Annotated in this window: 11 protein-coding genes and 1 pseudogene; 5 read left to right on the plus strand and 7 right to left on the minus strand. The window is 71.5% G+C overall.

The genetic code is table 11. The annotated features are described in order from the left end of the window. Positions 1-277: 277 nt before the first annotated feature. Positions 278-4,117 (plus strand): nSTAND1 domain-containing NTPase, encoded by a 3,840-nt coding sequence (locus tag OG410_RS02380; RefSeq protein WP_329297537.1) that lies wholly within the window; start codon positions 278-280, stop codon positions 4,115-4,117. 16 nt (positions 4,118-4,133) lie between these two features. Here OG410_RS02380 and OG410_RS02385 read toward each other — a convergent pair. Then, positions 4,134-4,277, minus strand: a pseudogene (locus OG410_RS02385) (DUF4440 domain-containing protein); the annotation flags it as partial. Between the two features lie 254 nt (positions 4,278-4,531). On the opposite strand from OG410_RS02385, the gene OG410_RS02390 reads away from it, so the two are divergent. Next, positions 4,532-6,298 carry an alpha/beta fold hydrolase gene (locus OG410_RS02390; RefSeq protein WP_329297538.1) on the plus strand — a complete coding sequence of 589 codons (1,767 nt, stop codon included), beginning with the start codon at positions 4,532-4,534 and terminating at the stop codon, positions 6,296-6,298. After that, the gene (locus OG410_RS02395) at positions 6,295-7,887 is read left to right on the plus strand and encodes an alpha/beta fold hydrolase (protein WP_329297539.1); all 1,593 of its coding nucleotides are present in this window, start codon (positions 6,295-6,297) and stop codon (positions 7,885-7,887) included. Before OG410_RS02390 ends, OG410_RS02395 begins: the two co-directional genes overlap by 4 nt. A 125-nt stretch (positions 7,888-8,012) precedes the next feature. On the opposite strand, the gene OG410_RS02400 is transcribed toward OG410_RS02395, so the two are convergent. From OG410_RS02400 to OG410_RS02420, 5 genes are all read right to left on the minus strand, one after another. Continuing rightward, positions 8,013-8,771, minus strand: coding sequence for a hypothetical protein (locus OG410_RS02400; protein ID WP_329297540.1), 759 nt, complete (start codon positions 8,769-8,771; stop codon positions 8,013-8,015). A 161-nt stretch (positions 8,772-8,932) separates the two neighbouring features. Further along, complete coding sequence (locus OG410_RS02405; protein WP_329297541.1) at positions 8,933-9,445, minus strand: AMIN-like domain-containing (lipo)protein; 513 nt, start codon at positions 9,443-9,445, stop codon at positions 8,933-8,935. Positions 9,446-9,659: 214 nt separating this feature from the next. Next, positions 9,660-10,784 carry an ABC transporter substrate-binding protein gene (locus tag OG410_RS02410; protein WP_329297542.1) on the minus strand — a complete coding sequence of 375 codons (1,125 nt, stop codon included), beginning with the start codon at positions 10,782-10,784 and terminating at the stop codon, positions 9,660-9,662. A 171-nt stretch (positions 10,785-10,955) separates the two neighbouring features. After that, positions 10,956-14,156 carry a TIM-barrel domain-containing protein gene (locus OG410_RS02415; protein WP_329297543.1) on the minus strand — a complete coding sequence of 1,067 codons (3,201 nt, stop codon included), beginning with the start codon at positions 14,154-14,156 and terminating at the stop codon, positions 10,956-10,958. Between the two features lie 501 nt (positions 14,157-14,657). Next, positions 14,658-15,401, minus strand: a complete 744-nt coding sequence (locus tag OG410_RS02420) for a TetR/AcrR family transcriptional regulator (protein ID WP_329297544.1) — start codon at positions 15,399-15,401, stop codon at positions 14,658-14,660. Between the two features lie 126 nt (positions 15,402-15,527). On the opposite strand from OG410_RS02420, the gene OG410_RS02425 reads away from it, so the two are divergent. Both OG410_RS02425 and thpR read left to right on the plus strand, forming a co-directional pair. Further along, positions 15,528-16,751: a saccharopine dehydrogenase family protein gene (locus tag OG410_RS02425; RefSeq protein ID WP_329297545.1), complete on the plus strand. Its 1,224-nt coding sequence runs from the start codon at positions 15,528-15,530 to the stop codon at positions 16,749-16,751. Positions 16,752-16,810: 59 nt separating this feature from the next. Then, complete coding sequence (gene thpR / locus OG410_RS02430; RefSeq protein ID WP_329297546.1) at positions 16,811-17,419, plus strand: RNA 2',3'-cyclic phosphodiesterase; 609 nt, start codon at positions 16,811-16,813, stop codon at positions 17,417-17,419. A gap of 32 nt (positions 17,420-17,451) precedes the next feature. Here thpR and OG410_RS02435 read toward each other — a convergent pair whose 3' ends face one another. Continuing rightward, positions 17,452-19,149 carry an LCP family protein gene (locus OG410_RS02435; RefSeq protein WP_329297547.1) on the minus strand — a complete coding sequence of 566 codons (1,698 nt, stop codon included), beginning with the start codon at positions 19,147-19,149 and terminating at the stop codon, positions 17,452-17,454. Positions 19,150-19,372 lie beyond the last annotated feature (223 nt).

Genomic DNA, 19,372 nt, shown 5'->3' on the forward strand with positions numbered 1-19,372 from the left:
TTTGTGGCGAACCGAGACACCTGTGCGGGCCCAGCGCATACGCTCCTGACGGCATCGCGTGAGCGGCGGGGAGGCAGAGCGTGACCGTTGGTATTCCGGTAGGCCGAACACCCTTGAGCGATCGGGGGAGTTCGGCTGGGGCCAGCCTGCACCGGAGCGGGGAGGACCGGCCCCGGTGGCGGTCGATGCCGGAATCACCGGGTGATTGCGCAGGCCGGAGGCGGTTCCGGCACGGTGGCGCCGGAGTTCACCGGAGCTCCGGCCGCCGGGTGAGCGGATGACGCCGGCCCCGGGCGGCAGCGACGAGGCGAGCGTGCGGCGTGCCTTGCTGGGGCGGCATCTGCGTGAGCTGCGTGTCGAAGCCGGCCTGACCCAGGAGGCTCTGGCCCGCCGGAGCGGCTGGGCCGGTTCGACCGTCTCCGACCTCGAGAACGGCCGGGGCACCAGGGTTCCGGACCGCGCCCTGTTCGACTCGTACGTCAGAACGTGCCTGGCCCGGTTGAAGATCGGCCGAAGGGAGACGCAGAACCGAGCGGAAAACCTGCTCGGCGACTATCTGGCGCTGAAGAGCCTGCTCGCCCACCGCACCGGTTCCGATCGAGGATCCGGCGGCACTCAAGGTCGCGTTGACGAACGATGCCCCTATCCGGGACTGCACGCCTTCACCGAGGACACCGCCGCCTGGTTCTTCGGCCGCACCGCTCAGGTCGAGGAACTTCTCAGACTCCTGAAGAACCGCCTCGACGGCGGACCGCCGCTGTTCGTCACCGGAGCGTCGGGGGCCGGCAAGTCCTCCCTGCTGAGTGCCGGCCTGGTCCCGGCGCTGCGCCGAGGAGAGCTGTCCCCGTACGACGCCGGTGGCTCGACGGCGCTGCGCATCACCCCCGGCCCGCACCCGCTGGAGGCGCTGCGCCGGCTGGACGGGCTCGATCGTCCGCCGGCGGACGAGAACAGCCGGACCAGTCAACCAGTGCTGATCGTCGATCAGTTCGAGGAGATCTTCACCCAGTGCGCCGATCAGGAGGAACGGCGTCGCTTCGTGGCCCGGCTCATCGAGCGGGCCGCCGGCGAGGCGGGCGGCCGCGGGCCGGCCCCGGTGGTGCTGGCCGTGCGCGCGGACTACTTACACCGCTGCATCGCCGTACCGGGACTGGCGGGAGTGGTCGGCTCGGGCAGTCTCGTCCTGGGGCCGATGAGCGAGCCGGAACTTCGCGAGGCGGTCGTGGGCCCGGCGCGCACCGCGGGTCTGGAACTCGAACCGGGTCTGGTGGAAACCCTGTTGCGCGACCTGGGCGTTCAGGACGGCGGTCACGACGCAGGATCCCTGCCGCTGCTGGCGCATGCGCTGCGGGCGACCTGGGCACAGGGCGACGGCCGCTGCATGACCCTGGCCGGCTACCGGGCGTCCGGCGGAATCCGGGACGCGGTGGCCAATACGGCCCAGGGGACGTACGACGCCCTCGACCCCGACCAGCGGCAGGCGGCCCGGCGGCTGCTGCTCCGGCTGGTCAGGGTGGACGAGGGCGGCGAGGCGGTGCGCCGCAGGGTCCGCGAGGACGAACTGGCCCACGAAGGCGGTCCGGCTCGGGTGGCCTTGGCACGGCTGGTGGACAAACGCCTGGTCACCGCCGACGACGGGGTCGTCCAGATCACGCACGAGGCGCTTGTACGGGCCTGGGATCTGCTGCGTGACTGGCTCGCCGAGGACCGCGACTGGCTGCGGGCGCACCGCGACCTCACTGCCGCCGCCGAGTCCTGGCAGGCTCTCGGACGCGATCCGGGGAGCCTGTACCGCGGCCACCGGCTCGTTCGTGCCGCGGACATGGCCCAGGGGCGGCGTGCCGACCTCAATCCGCTGGAGAGCACGTTCCTGGCGGAGAGTGAGGCGGCGGCACGGGCCGAGATCCAGGCGGCGACCGCGCGGGCCGAAGCCGCGCTGCGCAGCAATCGGCGGTTACGACGTCTCACCGCGGTCCTCGCGCTGCTGGTCGTCTCCGCGCTCACCGCGACTCTGCTGGCGGGCTGGCAGTGGCGGACCGCCGAGGCGGAGCGCAGGACGGCCGACGACCAGAGTCGCACCGCCAGAGCGAGCAGCCTTGCGGCGGACTCCCGCGCGGCACTCGCGACCCGGCCCGAGCTGGCCGGCCTCCTGGCCCTGGCCGGGCTGCGTTTCCGGTCGAACGCGACGACCGCCGCGAGCGCGCAGGGCGCCCTGGCGGCACCCGTGCACCCTGTACGGCCGCTGATCGGCCACACGGGCGGGGTCACCGCGGTGGCGTACCACCCCGACGGCCGCACGGTGGCCACCGGCGGCAGGGACCACACCGTCCGACTGTGGCGTGCCGACCACGGCTGGAAGGCGACCGTTCTCGCCGGGCACACCGGCGAGGTCACCGCCGTGGCCTTCAGCCCCGACGGGAAGACCTTGGCCACGGGCTCCCTCGACGGCACCGCCCGCCTGTGGGACGCCCGCACCGGTGAGAGCGTCATCCGGCTGACGGCGCACGCGGGCCCGGTCACCTCCGTCGCGCTCGGCCCCGACGGCAGGACCCTGGCCACCGGTTCGGAAAGCGGCACCACGCAGTTGTGGGAATCCCGTACGGGCCGGCCGCTCGCCACCCTGACCGGCCACACCGGCAGAGTGGGCTCGGTGGCGTTCAGTCCCGACGGCCGCACGCTGGCAACCGGCAGTTGGGACGACACGGCCCGGCTGTGGGACCTGCGGAGCGACAGGGGCACCGCCGTCCTGAGCGGTCACGGGAGAGAGGTGTTCTCCGTGGCGTTCAGTCCCGACGGCAGGACGCTGGCGGCGGGCTCCGCGGACGGTGCGGCCCGCCTCTGGGACGTGCGCACCCGGCGTCCCTCGGCCACTCTGCACGGACACACACGTGTGGTGAGCTCGGTGGCGTTCAGCCCCGACGGCCGCACGCTGGTGACCGGAAGCCGGGACGGCACCGCCCGGCTGTGGGACCTGCGCACCCGGAAGGGTTCCGTCCTGGAGGGCCATACGGACGCCGTCAACGCGGTGGCCTTCGGTCCGGACGGGAAGTCCGTCGCCACGGCCTCCTCCGACGGCACCGCCCGGACATGGGGCATCGCGGTCCGGCGAGCGTTCAGGGAACTGACCGGTCACAGCGGCTACCTCGATGCTGTGGCGTTCGGCCCCGACGGCCGCACGCTGGCGACCGGGAGCAGGGACGGCACCGTCCGGCTGTGGGACCCGGACAGCGGCCGTACGGTCGCCGTACTCCCCCAGGGACCGCACGTGCTCGCGGTGGGGTTCAGTCCCCGTGACCCCGTGCTGGCGGCCGGAGACGAAGAGGGCCGTACGCGCCTCTGGGACACCCGCACCCACCGCGCCCTCGCCACCCTGCGAGGACATGTCGCCGCCGTGGACTCGGTGGCGTTCAGCCCCGACGGGAAGACGCTGGCGACCGCCTCCACCGACGGCACCGCCCGGTTGTGGGACACCCGTACCCACCGCTGCGTCGGCACCCTGTACGGCCACGACGGCTGGGTGGACGCGGTGCGGTTCAGCCCCGACGGAAGGACGCTGGCGACGGCGTCCACCGACGGCACGGCCCGCCTGTGGGACCTGCGGACTCACCGCACCACCGCGCGCTTCGACGTCGGCGCCATCGTCAACGGGGCGGCGTTCAGCCCCGACGGGAAGACCCTGGCCATCGCCACGAACGACGGCACCACCCGCCTGTGGGACATCGCGGCCCACTCCGTCGTCCGCACCCTCGCACGGCAGGACGCCCCGGTGACGACGGTGGTGTTCAGCCCGGACGGCGGCACGGTCGCGATCGGGAGCCGGGACCGTACGGCACCCGCACGCCTCTTCGACGTACGGGACGGACACCTCGTGACCACCCTCGGCGCCACGTCCGGCTGGGTCACCTCGGTGGCGTTCAGCCCGGACGGCACGCTCCTGGCCACCGCCTCCTGGGACAGGGCCGCCAGGATCATCCCCGTACCCGGGCAATGGGCCGACGAACTGTGCCGCAGGGCGGGCCGCAACCTCACGCACCAGGAATGGGAACGACACGTCGGAGACACGCCCTACAGGCGCCTGTGCCCGCAGTACCCGCCCGGCCGCACCCGGACCCGGTGACCGCTCCGGGGTCAGCGGGCGGGGTGAACTCGGGCTGGTCCAGCAGGCGCAGCCGCCTTCCGTCGGGCCGGCGGCGGACGACCTGCGCCCGGGCGCCCGCCCCGTCCTTCGGCGGGGTCGAGGTGAGAGCGCTGTCGCCGCCGACCAGCGTCGGCAGGGGGACCCGGTGAAGCCGCCGTCGACCAGCGTCTCCGCCGCGAGCGGGGGCTCCGTCGCGGCCGCGCGCCCGTGAACGCGGCCCCGAACGCGCCCCCGATCAAGGACTGCTCCGAGTGGAGCCCATGAGTGGTGGACCTATGGTCACGCGTCCAGGCTGGCCCACGTGGTGCCCGCCCGCAGCAGGCGGTGGCGGGCGGAGCCTGCGCCGGTGTCGCGACATCGGCGTGGCCGGGGACGTCGGAGAAACGGGATCGTATGAGGGAACAGGGCATCGGAACGGGCTGTCCGCCCACCGTCGGCGGGGCGGGCGGCGAGCGCCGGAACAGCGGAGACGGCGGCAGTAGCCGGAACAGCGGGAGCGGCGGTCGCTGGAACGGCGGTGGCGGTGGCCGTCACGAGGGCGACGTCCATAGCGGCGGCTCCGGGGCCGAACCGGTGCGGACACCGTACCGGTTCACGCGGCGGCGCTCCCGGCACGCACGGCACGCACGCACCAGACTGGCTGTCGTCACGGCGGGCGTGGCCCTCCTCGGCGTCCTGGCCCCGACACCTGGCCACGCCGTGACAGCGTCCGAGAGCGGACCGAGGCCCGGGGCGCCCACGCGATTCGTACCCGGCCCCTGCCCGGAGACGCCCGAACCGGTCCCGGGACGGTGCGGGTTCCTGGAGGTTCCCGAGAGCCGCGCCCGGCCCGGCGGGCGGACGGTCCGGCTGGCCGTCGCGATCATCCCGGCCGTCTCGGCGAAGCCGTCCGCGGATCCGGTCGTGTTCATGGCCGACGGTCCCGGGGGTGACGCGTTCGACGACATGCCGTTCGTGATCGGCGCGGGCGTGAACCAGGACCGCGATCTGATCGTCATGACCCAGCGCGGGACGCTCTACGCGCAGCCGAACCTCGCCTGCCCGGAGATCGACCGCTTCTACGCGGAGTCCGTCGGGCTGCGCTACGACGCGGCGTCGACCGGACGGCGCCTGGTGCGCGCGACCAGACAGTGCCGGGACCGACTCACCGGCGAAGGTGTCGACCTGAGCGCCTACAACACCACCGAGAACGCCGCCGACTTCGCCGACCTGCGCAAGGCGCTCGGGATCCGCCGGTGGAACGTCTACGGATACTCCTACGGCACCGACCTCGGGCTCACCTACCTCCGCCGCCACCCCCAGGGCATCCGTTCGGTGGCGATCGACTCGGTGGTACCTCCCCGGATCGTCAGTCTGCCGTGGACCTGGGACAGCGCCCGGGAAGGCATCGACACCGTCTTCGCCGCCTGCGCGGCCCAGCCGGCGTGCAGCCACCGCTACCCGAACCTCTCACTCACGCTGACCCAGCAGGTCCGGCGGCTCGAGGCACACCCCCTGACCGTGATGGCACAGCCTCCGGCGGGAGGTGCGCCGGTCAAGGTCGTCCTCGACGGGGGCGCGCTCGTCAATCTGCTCGTCGCCAACGCCGTCCCGGCCGTCGACGTACCCGCGGCGCTCGACGAACTCGCGCACGGCGATCCGGGGCGCTTCGCCCGGGCCCGCGCCGCCGGCGCCACACCCGCCGTCGGCGCGTTCGCGCACGGCCTCACACAGTCCGTGGCCTGCAGCGAGTGGGTGCCGGGCTATTCGCAGGCCGACCTGCTCGCGGCCGGCCGCCGGGCCTTCCCCGGGTGGCCCGACTCGGTGCTGGCCCAGGCGCCCCAGCTCCCCTTCCAGCACGAGGCGTGCCGCGTCTGGAACGTCCCGGACCGCACGCCTGTCCAGCGGGTGACGACCGTCAGCAACGTGCCGGCGCTCGTGCTCTCAGGAACGTTCGACGCCAAGACGGGGGCCCGTTGGGGCGCGTACGCGGCCCGCACCCTGTCCCGCTCGACCACCGTGCGGATTCCCGGAATCGGCCACTGGGTGGTCCCCCAGTCGCCGTGCGCGGCGAGCGTCCTGACCTCGTTCCTCACACGTCCCACCGCGCCCGACACCCGCTGTGTCGCGAGCCTGACGCCGAAACCGTTCACCATCGTCCCCGCTCTGGAGAAGTCATGATGTCCATCCGTCCGCCGCGCGGTCGCGGCACCGCGCGACGGCTCCCCGCCGCGCTGGCGGGGGCCACGGCCGGCCTCCTGGTCGCCGGTCTCGCCGCCTCCCCCGCCGAGGCCGGGCCCGGGACCACGACGACTCCGGGCACGGTCGCCCGGACGGCCGGCCACTCCCGCTTCGTACCGGGCCCCTGTCCACGGACCGCGGACCCCGTCCCCGTTCTGGCCGGGGCGAACTGCGGCACGCTCACCGTGCCCGAGAACCGCTCCCGCCCCCGGGGGCGGAAGATCACCCTCTCCGTCGCCATCGTGCCGGCCGCCACCCGCAGACACGCGTCCGACCCGATCGTGTGGTTGGCCGGCGGGCCCGGCGACGACGCCGTCTCCGAGGCCCAACTGGCGGTCGACGGCGGCCTGAACCGCGACCGGGACGTCATCTTCATGTCCCAGCGCGGGACCTACTCCGCCGACCCGGTGCTCACCTGTCCGAACATCGACGAGTTCAACGCCCGCGCCGTCGGCCTCGTCTTCAACGCCCCCTCCACCGGGCGTCTGCACGTGCAGGCGACGCGGGCCTGCCGCGACCGACTGGTACGGCGCACCGCCGACCTCGGCGCCTACAACACCACCGAGAGCGCCGCCGACTACGCCGACCTGCGCGTCGCCCTGGGCATCAGGCTCTGGAACGTGTTCGGCATCTCGTACGGCACCGACCTGGCCCTGACGTACATGCGCACGCACCCGCAGGGCGTCCGGTCCGTCGGCATCGACGGCGTGCTGCCGCCCTCCCTGGCCGGGGGCGCGGTGACCTGGAAGGCCGCGCGCGAGGGCTTCGACGGCCTGTTCGCGGCCTGCGCGCGGCAGCCCGCGTGCAACCAGCGCTATCCGCATCTGTCGAGGACCTTCCAGGGCCTGGTGAGCAAGCTCGAAGCCCATCCGGTCACCACCCACGTCACCGTCCCCGGACAGCCCGGACCGGTGAAGGTCGTCATCGACGGCGGCACGCTGGTGACCTGGCTGACCTCCGCCACCCACCTGGCGCCCGGAGTGCCGCGCTCCATCGACGAGTTGGCGCACGGCAACCCGCAGCGCATCGCCGAGCAGTGGGCCGGGGGCAAGCTCAGCCCGCAGGCCGTCGGCCGGGTCGCGCACGGGCTCGCCTACGGCGTCTTCTGCGGCGAGTGGACACCATACGAGACCCAGGCCGAGGTGATCCGGGCGGGCCGGCGTGTGTTCCCCACGTTCCCCCGCTCCGTCCTCGCCAACGCGCCGCAGCTCGCCTTCCTCCACGACGACTGCCGAGCCTGGAACGTCCCCGCACAACCGCGTGCCGTCCGCAGTGTCGTACGCAGTGACATCCCCACCCTGGTCATGTCGGCCGGCTTCGACGCGCAGACCGCGCCGAGCAACGGGCCCTACGTGGCGCGCACTCTGAGCCGCTCCACCACCGTCAAGGTCCCGTACGTCGCCCACGTCGCGTTCGCCGAATCACCCTGCGCGCAGACGATCACCCGGTCGTTCTTCGACACGCCGACGGCACCGGACAAGTCCTGCCTCGCGGGCCTTCAGCCCCCGCGGTTCGAGATCGCGCCGTAGAGCGAGACCCATCAAGCCTGGGGAGACCGGGGCGGGCGAGCAGCCGAGCACGCGGCGCTCGCCCGCCCCTTTCGCGGCATCCGAGGACGCGGCTCCGGGCCACTCCCCGCCTGGTCCGCCGGAGGTCAGGGGCGCGTGGCCGGAGCGGTACGGGTGGCCGGGGCCTGGGAGAAGTTGGCGGCTGCCACGACCTCGGGCCGGCGCACGTATCCGCCGACGCTCTCGACGCGGACCACGAGCGCCAGTGGCGACGTCGTGTCGTACGCCTTGGCCAGTGCGCGGATCTCACCGCGGGCGAAGAGCTGGGTCGCGCCCGAGGTGGCCAGGAGCGCGCAGCCCGCGATCATGATCAAGCGGCTCCCCGCCGCGAAGGGATTGTGCGCCAGCACGACGATGGCATGATCCACGAGCGTCGCCGTGTCCACGTCCGACTCGCCGTACTCCTCGCCGCTCTCCACGCCGACGATGCGGTATTCGTCGGGGAACTGCCGGAAGACGTACGGCGGGTCGAGCCGGTCGGTCATCAGCGTCCAGACGCCGTTGTGCACCGGCCCGCCGATCACGACCAGGTTCTCCTCGGCGTCCGACGCCATGGCGAAGGCCCTGGCCCGAACCGTCGCCGCCTCGTGCAACCCCAGGTCCTGGGAGAGGAACTGCCGCAGGTTCATGGCGGCGAGGGCATCGGTCTCCGGGATCTTCGGGTACGCGGACGACGACCCGCCCGACTCCCCTACGACCATCACGACCCGGCGGTCCCGGTCCAGCCGCCACACACGCGCCGCCGGTGTCCTCGTCCGGTAGTGGTGGAGCAGGGCGCGGCCGAGCCAGCCGACGCCGAACGCCACCAGAGAGGCCACGAGGTTGACCGCCAGATCCTGCCGCACGACCGGCTCCCCCCACCCTCGTCCGCACGTCAACGAGCAGTCTGCACCACGGTGTTGGCCAGGGGGAGGAAAACGGCAGCACGGCAGGCCCGGACCCCGGCGAAGGGGTCCGGGCCTGCCGTCCGAACGCTCAGCGGCGCTCTCGAGCGACGGTCCGGCAGTCAGCCGCACCGGTTGGTGTGGCTGAAGTCCAGGACCACGCGCTCGGGGCTGTGCAGCTTGAACACCTTGTACGCGGGCTTGGTCTGGAACGCGGTTCCGAAGGAGACGACTCCCTCGAAGTCCCCGGTCAGGGCCAGCCCCTTCAGCTTGTACAACGGGATCTTCACCAGTCGGGGCCCCCGGTACACGGAGTTGCCCGCGCTGTTGTGCGCGACCGCGGGAGAGAGCCTGATGTTCAGGAAGTACTTCCCCGCGAGCGGGACCTTCTTGCCTGAAGGGTCATAGCGGAGGGTGCTGACCCGGCTCACGGCGACGGACGGGGTACCGCCCTGGACGTCGATGACGAGCCGGTCGTAGGTGCAGTGCCCGGCCCAGCGGGCGTTGACGACGCGGGCGGGTGACGTAGGCGTGGCGGCTGCCTTCGGCTGGGCTGCCGCGGAGGCGGGGATCGTGGCGCCGACGGCGGCGAGAATGGTGCCGGCGACAATGGCTGCGCGGGATGGGTGGTGCATGACGCCCCCAGTTGCTCCTGGTGAAGGGGACACACTATTTCACTAGGGAAGACATGCCCGGGGTACGAATGGTTGCACTGCCGGAGACTTATTGTGGCGCATTCGCGCCAGTGGCCGGATCAAGCCTCGGCGGCGGCCGTACGCACGGCCGCGCACGGCCCCGCCGGGGTGCCCGGCGCGGCAGTCGCCGGCCACGTCGAGCACCCCGGTCCCCTCACCCGGAGTGAAGGATCCGGAAGCGACCGGGTTCCGCCCGTACTCGCTCGACGACCTGGACCGGTGCCCATGACCACTGCCAGACGCCGATGCCCGGAACCCGGGAGAACCTGATCCGCCCGCGGGTCCCCTCGACGTCGACGCCCGGCCAGGCCGCGGCGATGCGTGCCCGGTCCGCGCCCTGGGATCGCAGCACGTCGGCGAGGACGGTGACCGTGTCGTAGCCCTCGAAGGCGACGAAGGAGGGCGCCTGGCCCAGCCGCTCACTCAGGGCCCTCTCGACGCGCGCGCCGAGTGGGCTCAGGCGCTCCGGCAGGTAGCGCAGGAACGGGACGGCGGCCCCGTCGTCGCCCGCCGACGTGACCCATTCGGCGAACTCCGGCTGCCCGGCCGGAGCACCGATCGTGATCCCGGGCAGGCGCCGGTCACGACGGACCGACGTGGCGATCGACACCGCGGGTTCCGGATGACCGACCAGGAGAAGCAGTGCCGTCGCGCGATGGCGGACGAGTTCGTCGCACACGGCCGCGGGAGTCAGTGCGCGCATGTCGAGTTCGACGACGGAACCACCGTGTGCGGCGAGGTGGTTCCGCAGGATGCCGGCCCCGGACGCCCAGTAGACACTCGGCTCGGTCGCCACGGCGATACGGGTGTGGCCCGCGCCGAGGAGAAAGTCCGCGTAGATCGTCCAGCCGTGGGACTGAGCCGGGGCGAGGCGCGCGACCCAAGGCGTCGGCCGCTCGGTCAGCGTGTCGAGCACCGCCGACGAGCAGAGGAACGGCACACCGAGTGCGTCGGCCCGGGCGGCAGCAGCCCGAGCGACGACGCTGTGATACTCCCCCGCCAGGGCGGCCACCCCCAGCCCGGCCAGTTCGTCCACGGCCGCCGCGGCCTTCTGCGGATCGGCCGCGGTGTCGCGGACCAGCAGTTCGAGAGGTCTCCCGGCCACGCCGCCGGTGTCATTGACTTCGTGAACGGCCAGCTCGAGTCCGGTGAGCAGGTGCCGGCCGGCCTCGGCCCAGCCGGGCCGGGTCAGCGGTACGAGAGCACCGATCCGGACGGATGATCCGTCGGTCGGCGTCTCCGCGGACGGCGACACGGGCGGCGGCGGTGGCGTCTTCATGCGTCGGTGTCTCCCGTGAACCTGCGCGGCACGTCATGGGCGTCAGACCCGGCCGTCGAAGAGGGCCCGGCCCGCGGAGCGAGGCCGGACCGTCGAAGGCGGCCGGCCACGGAGCGAAGTACTGCCGCTCCGTGGCCGGAACCCGGGTCGCTCCAGGAGGCTACTTGCCCCCTACTGAATGGTGACGGTGATCGGGGCACGCACGCTGCGGCGCGGGAGCGTGATGGTCAGCACCTTCGAGGTGTCGTCCCAGTGGTACGCCTGCGGGGACAGGTGCGCACTGGTCGCCGTGACCTTGGTGGGCGCGTGCGCCGCCATGAGTGCGATCGTCCACCGGCGGGTCCGCACCTGACCGGCGAAGGAGCCCCGCGCCGGACCGATCGACACCGTGTGACGCTCTCCCTTCTGCCGGTACCGGACCGTCGTCGTGGCGCTCCTGCCCTTGGGGTCGCTCACCCCGTCGTCCTCGTAGAGGCGCAGCGATCCCGGCCGACCGGCGGCGATGCCGAGCGTGACGTCGGTCAGCGGGTTCCCGTCGTTGCCGGTCACGTCGTGGGTGCGCGTGGGCAGGATGCCGCCCGCCTTGATGAAGACCGGCATCGAGTCCAGGCCCGTGGTGACGTCCTGGGTGCTTCCGCCGGTGTACGTCTCACCCGTGAAGTAGTCCGTCCACCGACCGGGCGGGAACCATACCGAAGTGGTGGCGGAGGTGCCCGGCGTGGTCACAGGGGCGACGAGGATGTCGGAGCCGTAGAAGTACTCGCTGTCGGCGGCAGCGTACGCCTGGGGCTCGTCGGGATACTCCAGGTAGGTGGGGCGGACGATGGGCACGCCGGTGCGGTTCGCCTCCTCGGCGAGCGTGTAGGTGTAAGGCACCAGGTTCTCGCGCAGATTGAGGAACTTGTCGGCCGACTGCCGCGCCGCGGTCCCGTACTGCCAGGGCAGCCGGTCGCTGTGATTGCTGTGCAGCCGGTCGATGGGCTGGAACGCGCCGAACTGGACCCAGCGGGCGTACAGGTCGTCGGGCAGTTTGCGGGTGGTGCGGCTCTGCCCGCCCTCGGTGTACTTCTCCGAACCGGTGAGCCCTGTCGTGTCGTTGTGCCCGCCGATGTCGTGGGTGACGGCCGCCATTCCGGTCGCGGCGGACTCCCCGGGGGTGTAGCCGACCTCCAGCTTCAACACGCCCCAGGTCGAGGAGGTGTCACCGGTGAAGTGGACGGTACTGCGCTTGTCGGCCCACGGCCCGGTCGGCAGCCCCTGCTGGCCGCTGTACCCGGCCGCCTGCAACGAACCGTAGGCCCGGGAGAGAACGAATCCGCGGCCGAGGTTCGCGGAACTGGCAGTGGCGTACTGCTGGTTGATCCACGCGTCGGGTGTGACGCCCCTCAGTGACGACCGCGACGCGTCGCAGCACCAGTCGAGCCACCAGAAGTCGTTCCCCTGCCGGTCCATCGTCCGGTGCAGGTCCATGTACGCCTTGAGCTGGTCCGGGTCGCCGAAGTCGAAGGTGTAGCAGTTGTTCTCGACGGCGGCTCCCGAGGCGCAACCACCCTTGGTCAGCTTGCCCTTGGCCGTGGCCTGCGCCTGGGCGAACTGGGGATCGGACGCGAGGATGCTGGGGTGCACGTTGAGCGTGTTGTGCAGTCCCTGCGAAGCAGACCAGTCGAAGAAGCCCTGGGGATCAGGGAACTTCGCGGGATCCATCTCCCAACCGCTCCAGGTGTTCACGGCTTTGAAGTCCGTGTCGGTCACCAGGACGTCCAGCGGTGTGCCTTCGGAGCGGAACGCCGGGAGGATGGTGTTCTCGTAGTCTGCGGCGGTGCGGTCGATGTACTCCGAGTACCAGACGCCGTAGGCCCATTGCGGCAGCAGTGCGGGCGGACCGGTCAGTGTGGCCAGGTCGGTGAGTCCCCGCTTGTAGTCGTGTCCGTAGCCGAAGACGTAGCCGTCCTGGTAGGGCGTGCCGCCGTGGTCGGGGCGGGGGGCCGTCTTGTGAGCCGTGGCGTCGTACACCGCGGACGTCGTGTCGTCGAGGAGGTACCAGCCGTCCTGGTTGAGCAGGCCGGGCGTGGTGGGCACGGAGCTCTCGTTGCCGGTCACACCGTCGAGGCCCCGGCGGTATCCGCCGAGCGCGAGGTGCGGCGGGGGCGCGGCCGTACCGGGGGCGGCCACCGAGACGGTGTCCGCGTTGATGTGACAGCTTGCCGCGTCGGGACAGCCGAGGGTGATGTCGTTGGTGCCCGCGGTGAGGGTGACGGGCAGCGCGGCGGTCTGCCAGTCGTCCCAGTCCTTCGTCGTGGGGAACGACAAGGTACCGCCGGCCCCGGCGGCGGACACGGAGGCGGTGCGCCGCTGGTGGAGGCCGTCGCCGCCGACGCCGTTGGCGTACCGCACGCGGAGGGTGTAGACGCCGTCGGCGGGCACGCCGACCACGTGGGTCGTCAGACTCGATCCTTGGTGGAGGTCGCCGACGAAGCCGCCGCCCGCGTATCCCTTGTGATCGGTGGCGCCGACCGCCGCACCGCCGATGCGTCCGGCTTCCGCCTCGCAGCTCGCGCCGTACGCGCAGTCCGTGATCGCGGTGCTGGAGACGGGCGGGAAGCTGTCGCCGGGCCGGACGAGCGCGACGCTGTCGACATTGACATCGCCGGAGTCCGAGGCGGTCCGGGTCAGGGCGAGGGTGTGATGGCCCGCGCCGAGCCGGACGCTTGCCGAAGTGGTGTTCCAGGTGTCCCAGTTCGCCGTGACCGGCAAGGACATCGTCTGCTGTGCGCCGCCGTCCACGGTGAGTGTCAAGGTGCGGGTGCGGGTCTGGCCGTCACCGCCGAGGGAGTTGGCGTAGCGCAGGTCGAACTGATAGGTCCCGCCGTCCTTGACATCGATGTCAGCGGATGCCGAACTGCCTGTGCCCTCGAATCCCGCGGCGAACCCGCTCCCGGTGTGGCCACCGTGGTCGGAGGCGACGGAGAGCCCGTCGAGACGAAGACTCTCGGCCTCGCACAGGGTCCCGAGCGCGCAGGTCAGACGCTGCCAGGGAGCGGAGGTCACGGGAGTGCCGCCCGCCACCGACCGCAGGGAGAGGTTCTGGGCGTCGAAGGGGCCCGAGCCGACCTTGTAGCGCAGGCTCATCGCGCTCGTCTCGATGGTGAGCCAGCCGTTGGACGTCGTCGCGCTGTACGCGGCCGGCTCGAACCCTTCGCGGCCGATCGCGTTGAACGTCGGTTCGTCGGTGAACTTCCGGTCACCCGCGTATTCGGTACGGATCAGGGTGGGCGAGAGGATCTCGAAGCGGGCGTTCCCCGAGGAGACGGCCGGGATGCGCCGAGTGTGCGCAGCGCCGGCTGACGGTAAGTCGGCACCTGTCAGCGTCATGGCGGCGGACACGGCGAGGACGGCTGCGACGCTTGCCTGCCCTCGTACGTATCTCAGCCGTCGCCTCTTCGACGCCTTTGCTGTCTTCGACGTCTTTGAGGCCTTGGATGTCCTTGCCGCGGTCTTCATACGCACATCCGTTCTGCTCTCAGCAGGAGGACACGTCCCCCTGTGCCGGTCGAGATCCGGAGTTGCCTGACCGCTCGCGGGCAGTGGTCGAGCTGCGGCGTCCTCCGAAGGTGCGGCGGTGCAGCGGTGCGAGGTGCGGGTGCGAGGTGACACGGGTCTTCGGCCCGTGTTTGAAGAGACCAGCCCGTGACGTGGAGACCGGCCCGGCCCGAAGAGATCAACCCTGGGAATCAGAGCATGTCGACTCTCGCGGTGTCCATATGCCCGACCGCATCCGGACTCGGCCCGATGACATGGCCGAACCCGACCTCTCCCTTCCCCGTGACGAAACCCATGGGCGTTGGCATAAGACCGTTGGCACAAGAGCCCGCGTCAGGGTTTCCGTGTCTTCGCGGGGTCGGGGTAGCGCCGGGCGCTTGCCCAGGCGAGCTGCTCGGCCGCGCTGTTCAGCAGGGTGTCGAGGACGACGGGGTAGGCACTGTGGGTCATCCGTCCGGCCAGGAGCCGTGCCGTGGCCGCGATGTGCGGGTGGGTGCCCGCGGGCAGCTCGGCGTACGTGGACTGCCACATCTCCTCGTCCGCCGCGCGGGCCTCGTCCGTCAGCGCCAGTGACCCGGCGTCCAGGGCGGCGAAGGCGAGGGTGAGGTCGATGAACGCGTGGTAGACGACGACCGCGTCCACGTCCGGGAAGCCGGCGCCGCGCAGGATGCCCAGGATCGTCTCGTCCACCGCGATCTCCCGCGGCCGGCCGGTGACCCGGCTGGCGGTCAGCACGGCGGCCTGGGGATGCGCGAGATAGGAGGCGTGAATGGCCTGGCCGAGCGCCCGCAGGTCGGCCCGCCACTCTCCGGTGGCCGTCCAGACGTCCAGCGCCTGCCCCATCAGCTCCTCGCCGATGGCCCTGGTCAGGTCGTCGAGGCCGGCGAAGTAGCGGTAGAGGGTGCTGGGGTCGGCGCCGAGGGCGGTGCCGAGCCTGCGTGCCGTCAGCCCGGTGCTGCCGTGCTCGCGCAGCATCCGCAACGCCGTCCGCACGATCAGCTTCTCGGACAGCACCGTGCCCTGCCGGGTCGGCCGGCGTCTGCGCCGTTCCGTCTCCGGAACCACCTGTTTCGCCATGCCGACCCTCTCTGCTCACCGCGCGGCGAGCGCCCTTATGCCAACGTGATTGACCTTAACCGAGGACATCCCGTTGCATCTGTCCAGCCCGGAGACATGCGTCCCCGGCGACGAAAGGTGTGTGACATGCGAGTACTTCTCGTGGGCGCGGGCGGCGTGGGCACAGCCGTCACTCGGATCGCGGCCCGTCGCGGCTTCGTGACCCACATGGTGGTCGCTGACTACGATCTCGCCCGCGCCGAAGCGGCCGTGGCGGCGATCGAGGAGCACGGGGACCGGTTCAGCGCGAGGCGCCTGGACGCCTCCGACGAGGACGCGGTACGCCGGGCGCTCACCGAGGAGAGGTGCGACGCGCTTCTCAACGCGACCGATCCGCGGTTCGTGATGCCGCTGTTCAACGCGGCCCGCGCCGCGGGTACCCACTACCTCGACATGGCGATGTCCCTGTCCGCGCCGCACGCCACCCACCCTTACGAGCAGTGCGGGGTCAAGCTCGGCGACGCACAGTTCGAACAGGCCGATTCCTGGGAGCGTTCCGGACGACTGGCCCTCGTCGGCATGGGCGTGGAGCCTGGTCTGTCGGACGTCTTCGCCCGGTACGCGGCCGACGAACTCTTCGACGAGATCGAGGAGATCGGTGTCCGCGACGGCGCCGACCTGACCGTCGAGGGGTACGACTTCGCCCCGTCCTTCAGTATCTGGACGACCATCGAGGAGTGCCTCAATCCCCCGGTGGTCTACGAGAAGGACCGTGGCTGGTTCACCACCGCCCCCTTCAGTGAACCCGAGGTCTTCGACTTCCCCGAGGGCATCGGTCCGGTGGAGTGCGTCAACGTCGAGCACGAGGAGGTCCTGCTCATCCCCCGCTGGGTCGACGCCCGCCGGGTGACGTTCAAGTACGGCCTCGGCGACGACTTCATCGCCAAGCTGAAGACCCTCCACGAGCTGGGCCTCGACTCCACCAGGAAGGTCACCGTCCCTTCGGAGAACGGGCCGGTGGAGGTCTCCCCGCGCGACGTGGTCGCCGCCTGTCTGCCCGACCCGGCCACACTGGGCGACCGCATGACCGGCAAGACCTGTGCGGGCACCTGGGTCAAGGGAACGAAGGACGGCTCGGCCCGCGAGGTGTACCTCTATCACGTGGTCGACAATCAGTGGTCGATGCGTGAGTACGGGTCCCAGGCGGTGGTGTGGCAGACGGCGGTCAATCCTGTCATCGCCCTCGAACTCATCGCGGGCGGAGCCTGGTCGGCGAGCGGTGTCCTCGGCCCGGAGGCTCTGCCGCCCCGCCCCTTCCTCGACCTGCTCAACGAGTACGGCTCGCCGTGGGGCCTGCGCGAGGAGGTCTGAGGCACCGGGCGTGGCCCATGGCACACGGCGAGGGCGTCGTCACCGGCGGAAGGTGCGGTATGAAGTCTGCTGTGCATGATCAGACGCGACCCGCGACCGTTCGGGTGTTCATCGCCCTCGCCCCGCCCGACCCCGCGAAGGAAGAACTGGCCCGGGAACTGCGCCCCGCCTACGGCACACACCCTCATATGCGGTGGAACCGCATCGAGGACTGGCACATCACCCTGGCGTTCCTGGGGGAGCTGCCGGTCGGGACGGTTCCGCTCCTGCGCCCGCCGCTCGCCGGCCTCGCGGCGGGCCGCCGGTCACCCTCGCTGGCCCTGTGCGGCGGCGGCCACTTCGACGACCGTGTGCTGTGGAGCGGAATCGACGGAGACCTCGACGAGCTGCACGCCCTCGCCATGGATGTGCGTACCACCGTCAAGGACTGCGGAGTCGTCCTCGAGGAACGGCCCTTCCGTCCGCATCTGACGCTGGCCCGCGCCCGCAGGGGAGACCGGTCCTCGGCGGGCGAGATCGCCCAGGGGCTCGCCGGGTTCACCGGTCGCCGGTGGCCCGCCGAACGGTTGCACCTGGTCGGCAGCAACGTCGGCCGCAGCAGCGGACCGATCCACTACAGCGACATCGAGGCGTGGCCCTTCGGCGACGGGCGCTCCCCCGGTTCCTGAGTCGCCGGCCCGGCCGCTTCGCACGGGCCGCGTCACTCGTCGGAGTCCGGCTTGTTCCGCGCCGCCGCGTAGGCCTGTGCCGGAGTCATGGGGACTCCATTGAGGCTGACCGTCTTGTAGGGGCTGACGTCGGCGCATTTCTTGGCCTCGGCGGTGGAGGCGTGGGCGTCGGCGACCGCGGTCTTGCTGTCGGCCGGGGCGGACGACGAGCCGCCGGGGTAGGTGCTGCCGCTGGGCCAGTCACTGCCGACCACCAGGACCAGACCCGGGCCGGTGCCCTGCTTCAGATGCGAGGCGGACAGCCCCAGGGCCTTGGCGGCCGTCAGGGCCTCGCCCTTCTGACCGGTGCCGTAGGTGAGGGTCGTGGTGGTGGCCGAGGCCGGGGCGTTGGCCGTGGTCGTCCTCGGGCTGAAGCCCTTCTCGGTGAGAGTGGCCGCGACCACGGAGGCGCGGCCGGTGATCCCGGTACCGTTCTCCACCGTCACGCCGACCTCGGAGGCGGGTACGGCCGGTGTGGTGTCGGTGGGCTTCGCGGTCGCGGCGGCCGCCGCGGACTTCTTGCCCGATCCGGTGGTCAGCGACTTGTCGTCGGCGATCGTCGCGAACAGGCTCTTCGCGCCCGCGCCCACCACCACACGGTTGCGGTCGGCAGGGTCGGGCGCCGTCTGCATCGTCGTGAAGGTCATCCGCTTGGTCGGAACCTTGTCCAGGTCGGACGCGAGCCCGATGAGCTTCTTCACGCTGCCCAGGCCTTCGTCCACGGTCAGGGCCTTGGTGGCGGCGTCCGCGAGGTGGTAGACGGCGCCGGGGTCGGTGAGGGTGCCCGCGCTCTTGAACTTGCGGATCATCGCGCTGAGGAAGATGTGCTGGGAGACGGTGCGGCCCAGGTCGCTGCCGTCGCCGAAGCCGTGCCGGGAACGGACGAACTGCAGCGCCGCCTCGCCCTTGAGCGTGTGGCTGCCCCCGGACAGTTTCAGGTGCGAGTAGGTGTCGTACACGTCGTCGCTGACACACACGGAGACGCCGCCGACGGCGTCGGACATCTTGACCACGCCGGAGAAGTCGAGTTTGACGAAGTGGCTGATCGGGATGCCGGTGAGCTGGTGAACCGTCGCCACCTGGCAGGCCGGGCCGTACTGCAGCGCGCTGTTGATCTGGCCGTAGTAGCCGGCCGTCGACTTTCCGGTCTCACTGTCCTTGCAGGCGGGGACACGGGTCATGGTGTCACGCGGGATGCTCATCACGGTGGCGTTGGAACGGTCGGCGGACACGTGCACCACCATCTGCACATCGGCGTTGCTGCCGGTCTGCACCCCGGTCCGGGCGCAGCCGCCGCCGAGCTTGCAGTCCGCCTTGCTCGTCCGGCCGTCCGAGCCCATCACCAGGATGTCGATCGGGGTGCGGCCGAAGGCGTCCGCCTTCTCCGTCCCGCCCTTGCCGTCCAGGGGGAGGGTGTCGAGGTTGCCGTTCAGGTGCTCGTAGAACCACCAGCCGACGCCCGCCGTGCCCAGCACCAGGAGTGCGACACATATCCCGGCGGTCCTCAGTACTCGCCTGCCGCGCCCCGCCCGGCGTGTGCGTCTGCCGCCGTGCGAGCGGGAGGCCGTTCTGGATGCGGACCGGTCGCCCGGAAGGCCGGTTCCGTCGGGCTGCGACGTGCCTTGTCCGGGAACCCGCGACGTTCGGTTGCGTGTCGCCTGGCCGCCCGAGCCGTCCCAGGGGTCGCTCATCTCCCACTCCCATGAACACTCGGGCCCGTCGGCTCCGGCCATCAGGAGTTAAGGCCGAGCGTGAACTGCGGTCTACGGGCGGATGAAGCGCGCGTCTGTCCGGGTTGCGTAGTTGCGCAATCTAACAAATCGACGGCCGGGTCAGCCGCGATCCTCTCGCGATGCGCGGGTGAGGCTTCTCATGGCACCCGTGGGGCAGTTGATGGAACCGTCTCCTCAAGGG

The organism is Streptomyces sp. NBC_00659 (assembly GCF_036226925.1).
In the GTDB taxonomy this organism is placed as follows: Bacteria; Actinomycetota; Actinomycetes; order Streptomycetales; family Streptomycetaceae; genus Streptomyces.